General features: G+C 44.7%; 4 protein-coding genes. 1 reads left to right on the forward strand and 3 read right to left on the reverse strand.

Features of this window, described 5'->3' with window-relative positions; genetic code table 11:
• On the forward strand, positions 1-3,110 hold a 3,110-nt coding region (locus IT291_01155), incomplete at its 5' end, for a hypothetical protein (GenBank protein MCC6219829.1).
• A 197-nt stretch (positions 3,111-3,307) separates the two neighbouring features.
• On the opposite strand, the gene IT291_01160 is transcribed toward IT291_01155, so the two are convergent.
• From IT291_01160 to IT291_01170, 3 genes are all read right to left on the reverse strand, one after another.
• Positions 3,308-4,411 carry a GHKL domain-containing protein gene (locus tag IT291_01160; protein MCC6219830.1) on the reverse strand — a complete coding sequence of 368 codons (1,104 nt, stop codon included), beginning with the start codon at positions 4,409-4,411 and terminating at the stop codon, positions 3,308-3,310.
• An 8-nt stretch (positions 4,412-4,419) separates the two neighbouring features.
• A complete protein-coding gene (locus IT291_01165; protein MCC6219831.1) occupies positions 4,420-5,106 on the reverse strand; it encodes a response regulator in 687 nt (228 codons plus the stop codon).
• A 51-nt stretch (positions 5,107-5,157) separates the two neighbouring features.
• Positions 5,158-7,226, reverse strand: a 2,069-nt coding sequence (locus tag IT291_01170) for an MMPL family transporter (GenBank protein MCC6219832.1), incomplete at its 5' end; no start/stop codon positions are given.

The following is a 7,226-nucleotide window of genomic DNA, read 5'->3' on the forward strand; positions in this document are numbered from 1 at the left end:
TGTTGTTTAAACCGTCTTTAGCATTATTAAACGTCATTATCATTGTTGCTCTCTGCGCTTCAGTGTTTGCGTCCCAAGTATTCGCCCAAAGTTCACCCGTCTGGGAGCGCGTACCCTTAAGAACCCAGAGGCAAAAAGATGCCGGTTTCCCTGGTGGAGAAGGGTATCAAGCGATTCAGACAATTAGGTACGCTCCTACTAATCCGAATATTGTTTACATGGTTATTGATACTACCGGACCCTGGAAAAGCATAGATGGTGGCTCCTACTGGAATCCTATCTTTAATGGATTTAACTCCTCGGGGGCTCAGTCCGTAGCGGTTCATCCTACTAACCCTGACATAGTTTACGCAGCGGGCTCTGATATGGCTAGTGGGGTGTTAACATGGGGCGGACTTGAGGCCATATATCGCTCGACCAATGGGGGAGCCTCGTGGACTAATGTGCGAAAAACAACCTTCTATCGCGAAGGCGCTAGCAAGGGAGCGGACTTATTTGTCTTTTTGGGGGCGAATACCGTTTTCGCTGGTACTCATGGTGAAGGCCTATTGCGCTCAACAGATGGTGGGACTACTTGGACTACAGTAAGCGGTGGCCATTACATTTACGATTTGGCCAAGACGCCAAGTGGTACGCTGTATATGACCACAAAGAATGGCCTCTATAGGGTAAACAGCAATTTTACGACTCAGCTTATTAGTTCCGGCTTGCCCTCTATCCCAACTCAAATAGAGATAAGTAACACCGATAACAATGTAGCCTACGTAGTCGTTGGTAAATACGGTGTATATAAGACCACTAATCTGGGAAGCTCTAATCCGACTTTCGTCGCCATAAACAATGGAATGAGCGGCACGGTAGGTACGTATAACGCTAGAACAATAACGGCAAGTTCGGTCGACCACAACTATTTGTACCTTAGTTATAAATATAGTAGCGCTGCGGCCCCATGGGGGTTTTTCTATAGCACTAATGGCGGTGCTTCTTGGCTCGTTCCCACGACAATGGATTTAAACAATTACAGTTCCGATCATCCTTGGAGCAATAAGGAAATAGGACATCCCTACGGCGCTTCCATCGCATGTCATCCCACTAATAAAAACATCGCCCTTACTCTTAACGGTGTTGAGGCTCCAAAGAAAACCACCAACGCAGGAGACACATGGGTCTATACGGGAAGTGGATACACCGGTGGGGCCATGGCGATTGGTGGTCCTAGTACATTTGCGTTTGATCTAGCTGATCGAAAAAGATTTATGATTTTCTTGCATGATTTCGGTCCACACATTACCGAAGATAGCGGGAGCACTTTTATTAAACGGCTTGCTCCCAATAATGGAGGATGGGGTTCAACCGCCGGCGGCGCTATTGAACCTGTGACAAATCCGCAAGTGGTAGTCAGTGCTTCCGGAAGCTGGGACAAGCAGAAGATAAGTGTTTCTAGGAACAAGGGATTGACCTGGAACACTGTTACTACTCCCGATACCACTGGCTTTTATGACCTGAGTCTCTTAGCTTTTAATCCCAGTAACGCAAATATTATCTACGCGGGGAAATTTAAAAGCGTAGATAAGGGGTACAATTGGTCAGCCCTAAGCAGACCAGTGCGTGAAATGTATAGGAAAGACGGGAATATCGTTTATTCCCAAGGTGTATCAAACGGAAAGACGATAATTCTGAAGTCTACTGACGGTGGCAAGTCATGGCCAGAGCCGTTTTTCGCTCCAATTCCAGCCACTGGCCAGGTGGGCAAATTTGCAGTTGCTCCAAACGACCCAAATAGAGTCTATGTTCCAATGAAGGTGACAAGTCCGGCAAATCAAGCCGGCATTTGGATTGTTACGCCTTCTGCTGCTGTCTTGAGAAACAATACTCATGGTTTAGATTTGGATCATCAGCAACCTGGACAACTAAATTACTACTCAGTCGCAGTAGATCCTAATCATCCCAATGTAATTTACGCCGGTCAAGCTGTTGGCGCAGGATTATCAGAGGGCAGTGGTGTTTCCCGCTCGACCGATTTCGGCAATACCTGGACCAATATCTCGAACAATTTAAGTCCGTGGTTTGGCGTTAATACGTTAACAGTCAATCCGCACGATAGTTATGTTTACATGAATGGTTTTATGGGCACCTGGAAATTCCCCCCACCCGGAACCAGCTCTGTCGATACAACTCCACCTAGCGGCTCTCTTAGCATTAACGGCGGTGCGGGAACAACTACCTCATCCACTGTGACACTAAACCTATCGGCGAGCGATAGCATTGGAGTAACAGGGTATTTTGTGTCTAACTCCTCTACTCCGCCGCAGCTAAACACTTCTGGCTGGGTAGCCGTTACTTCTACGACTGCGTTTAGCAAACAAGTTGCTCATTTGCTCTTAACAGGAACTGGTACGAGAACGGCTTATGCCTGGTATAGGGATGCCGCCGGAAATATCTCTAGTATGGCAGCGGACTCAATTGAAGTGCAGGGAGCAGCGCTAAGCGTTTCCGCAAAGAAGACCCTATCCCCACTTGCCATTGATGGCAAGTTGTCGGAGGGAGCATGGGATCTCTCGCAATCAGTAGTGAAGCTAGTTTCTGGGACTAACAATAACACCACTACCTTTGGAGCCTTATGGGACGGCAGTTATTTGTACGTGGGCATCAAGGTTCTCGATAGCACCTTATTTAATGATTCTGCCGATGTGTGGGCGGATGATGGCGTAGAAATCTACATCGATGGCAACCACAACCATGGCGCAAACTATGATGGCTTTGATCGACAGTTTATTAAGGGCTACAACGATACAAGTCTCACGGCGCCACAGAACGCAAACGGCGTCTTGCATGGCACTGCCAGCATTAGCGGTGGGTATACCGTTGAATTGGCGATCCCATGGAGCAACCTGGGTATTTCTGCGGCTAATGACATAACAATTGGCTTTGATGTGCAAAACAACGATGACGATAATGGCGGTAATCGAGATGGCGTTAAGGACTGGAACTCCTCGCAAGACATCAACTACAGCAGTACCCTTAATTTCGGCCACCTAGTTCTGTCCAGTGAGACAGTGGGTGCCAATGTGCCGCCAAGTGCGCCTACGGGAGTCCGTGTTGTTCAGTAGACATACTATCTTCGCGGACTTTCACCACAAACTCCTCGCATCTCCATATTTCCAAAACAAACACAGCGGATATCCGATCTTATAAGACTGAACTTCGTAGTGAGGGATACAACAGAATTGTTAGAAAAATATTACGATTTAGTTAAAAATCAAAAAAATATTTATTTGTTTCGCCTACGGGGTGAAAGACTATAAAATTATTTCCTTGCTAAATCTAGCGGAATTGCAATTGAAAAACGAGAGCCCATGCCGAGATGGCTCTCAACCGAAACTCTTCCACCATGAACTTGAACAATGTGTTTAACTATAGCTAGCCCAAGTCCAGTTCCTCCAATACTTCGACTTCGTGCTTTATCGACGCGATAAAAGCGTTCAAATAATCGAGGCAAATGTTCTCTCGGAATTCCCAGCCCCTTATCCTCTACATCAATAACCACTTCATGATTATCCACCTTTGCCGTTAAATGAACAAAGCTATCTTGACCACTATACTTAATGGCATTGTCAACTAGATTAGTAATTGCTTGTTCAATCAAAAAGCGATCGCAAGTCATCATTAATCTGTCGTCGCATTGATATTCAATGCGAATATTTTTCTCCTCCAGGCGAGCACGGCAGTTTGCGATTGCGGCGCGAAGTATAGTTATGACGAACTCCTCTTCGAGTGAAAGCAACTCATCTCTTTGCTCTCCTTCTAATCGCGCTAAAGTTAAAAGATCGCTAACAATTCGGTCTAGGCGATCCGCTTGCTTCAAAACTATATCTAAAAACCTATTTAAGTCCTTTTCGTTATCCTTTGCTCCCTGAATGAGCGTCTCTACAAATCCCTTTATGGAAGTTACCGGTGTCTTTAGCTCATGTGAAACGTTGGCAACGAAATCAATGCGAACTTGCTCTGAATGCTTAAGACGCTCTAGCATTTCATCAATTGTCTTAGCTAACTCGTTAATCTCCTTTATATCGTATTCTGGCAGCTTATCGTCAAAACTGGTTCGCGAAAAATGTTCAAGTCTATGACGAATTTCCTCAAGCGACACTTTGATGCGTCGATAAAAAGCAAAACATAAAACCGCCACGACAAGCGCCAGGGCGCAAGATACTAACAGTACTTTATCAACAACTCTTCTAAACTCCGCTGCATCCTGCAAGTTTATTTCTAATCCCTGAAGTCTAGTAAGCGCCTGCTCATCTAAAACAGCTTCAAGACTAAACTTGGCATACAAGGCAACGACACAAACCGCCAAAAAAAATACTGTAGCAAGTAGCGCATACTGCATTCTAATTGAGTATCTTTTTGCCAATTATTTGCTTATTCCTTAAAACGATATCCAACGCCGCGAACAGTTTCTACAAGCTTTCCCTGCTCGCCAAGCTTTTTCCTAAGTCCCACTATTTGAACATCTACTGAGCGATCCGTTACGGGATAATCTTCGCCTTTAATAGCATCTACAATTTGATAGCGCGTAAACACCCAACCGGGATGTCGCATCAAAAAGTGCAGTAGGCGAAATTCACTAAGGGTTAAATCTATATTATTCTCTCCAAGTTTTACGACAAATCGCCGTGGATCTATAGAAATGCCAGCCTTAAAAAGAATGGCACTATCATCGGGTAGTTTCTCCTCCTTCCTACGCAAAACTGCCTTCACCCGTGCTACCAAGACAGTCGGGCTAAATGGCTTGGTAACATAGTCATCCGCCCCGAGCTCTAACCCTCTCACGATATCTGGTTCTTCCCCTTTTGCTGAGATCATTACTATTGGCACAGACTTAAGCGAACTATCGCCTCTTATCTTTGAACAAACCTCTATTCCATCGATACCAGGCAACATTAGATCTAAAATTATTAGCCCAGGATTGCTCTCCCTTGCCCGCAAAAGTCCTGCCTCGCCTGACGATACTCCGATTACCCTAAACCCCTCGCGCTCTAAGTTGTAAGTTATCAATTCAAGAATGCTCTCCTCATCCTCAATAACTAAAATGATTTTTGATTTCATAAGCAGCAAACAATCATGAACTCGCAGACGCTCACGTTACGAGCATTTACCTCACCCAACCCCCACCCGGGGCAACCAATTTAAATGCTTCGGCAAGTACCAGTTCCACCTTCCAAGAAGCACCATGCTTGCCGGTAGCAGCAGCGAGCGAATTATCGTAGCATCAATAATTACCGCAACCGCAAGTCCCAAGCCCAGTTCTTTCATAATAGGCAAACTTAGGCATCCAATAACAAAAAAGACCATGACCATGATAAGCGCAGCACCTGTAATAGTTCTAAAAGTGCCATCCACTCCACGCTCTACCGCCATCTTTATGTCTCGGCCCTTTTTTGACTCCTCGTAAACCCTAGAGAGCAAAAATACGTGATAGTCCATAGAAAGTCCAAACAAGATCGAAAACAACAGAGGCGGAACAAAACTCTCAATCACTGCATAGTTTACTGCCGCAATGCCACTAATTTGAAAAAATATTACAAGCACGCCAAAAGACGCCATAGTCGAGAATATATTTAGAATTAATGCCTTTAGGGGAACGACCACCGAGCGAAAAACGATAAGCAAAAATATCAAACTAACTCCCACAACTGCGCCAAACACAATTGGCGTGCGCGATATATAACGATTTACATCATCTACTATATAAGGAAGAGTTCCACCCACTGTCCCCTTCATTTTAAGTGGCTCGACCATGTTTGGAAAAATATCTTTGCGAATTCGCTCTATTAGGTCTTTATGCGTAACGTCATTAGCCTTTCCCAAAACCACAAAATGATACCTAATGACTTTCCCGTTTTTGCTAATTTCGACCTTTATCGGACCTCTAACTAACTCGCTTTCAAGCACGGCATCGATAATAGGCTGCAATTCACCAAGGTCGTGCTGCTCCTCTACGGTCTGGCCATATAAGATTAACGAAAAGTCAGTCCCAGATAAGTCAGGAAATGACTGCTCTAAAACCTCAAACGCTCTTCTACTTTGCATGGTTTGCGGAAGCATCTCGGGCTCTATGGTAGAACCCAGATTAATGCGAATGGCAAAGGATCCCAAAAACATAAAAAATAACGTAGTTGCACAGAGTGTAATAATTGGTCGATTCAACGCTATTTTTAGCCAAAACCTCGACCCTCTAATCATCCATTCATTCTTGGGCTTAAAAATCACACCCCGCTCAATTCTTTCTTTTAAACACAGCAAAAGAGCCGGGAGAATTAAAACTGCACTTGCGGCAGTAATAGCTACCGACGAAATGGAGGAGATTGCCATAGAAGCGAGAACAGAATCATTCATTAAAAACAAGCCACATAGAGATAGGACAACTATAACTCCGCTCCAAAACACGGCCACTGCCGTAGTCACCGTGGCCTTAGCAATAGCGCTAGCATAAGACAATCCAGAACGTACCTCCTCTCGAACGCGACTTATAATAAAAAGTGAATAATCGATTCCGACTGCAAGCACTAGCAATACTACAAGCTGAGAGGCCGTAGCACTTACGGGGCGAATTGCTATACTCAACCAAGAAGTCACTCCGAGAGAGGCAAATAAGCTAAATGCGGCAATAATTAGCGGCACTATCGCTGCTACGAGCGAACCAAAGACCCATACTAGCACTAAGAAAGTAAGCGGCACGGTATAAATTAGCGAGGTGTCTAAGTCGCTATTAATTAACTCAACCATTTCGTTGTTTATTGTGCCATCGCTTAGATAGTGCAGGGAAAAATCCGGAAATCCACTTTGCCAAGCTGAAAGTTTCTTTGGAATTTCCCTTAGCTCCCTAGCAGCGCGATCAATAGAATGGTGCGTATCTGCCTTAATAAGTAAATGCCTGCGATCTTGAGAAATAAAGTTCTCATCGCCAAGCATTGTGCGGTCCGCAGTTTCCACCCGCTTAAATAGTTTTTCTTTCGAATCGAAAGAGCGCAGTTTTAATAAAGTATCAACCAGAGATTGGCTTGCTTGTGAAAACTTAGCATCATCGACATGCCGGTTGTCAGATCCCAATATCACTAACAACGTATCCTTAGGAGCGAGACCAGAAGCAATAGCCTCTCGCTCACCTGGATTGTTTAACAGTGTCTCAAGATTGGTAGGACCCGGAATAATCGCATTAGTTCCAA

This window comes from Deltaproteobacteria bacterium (assembly GCA_020845775.1).
In the GTDB taxonomy this organism is placed as follows: domain Bacteria; phylum Bdellovibrionota_C; class UBA2361; order SZUA-149; family JADLFC01; genus JADLFC01.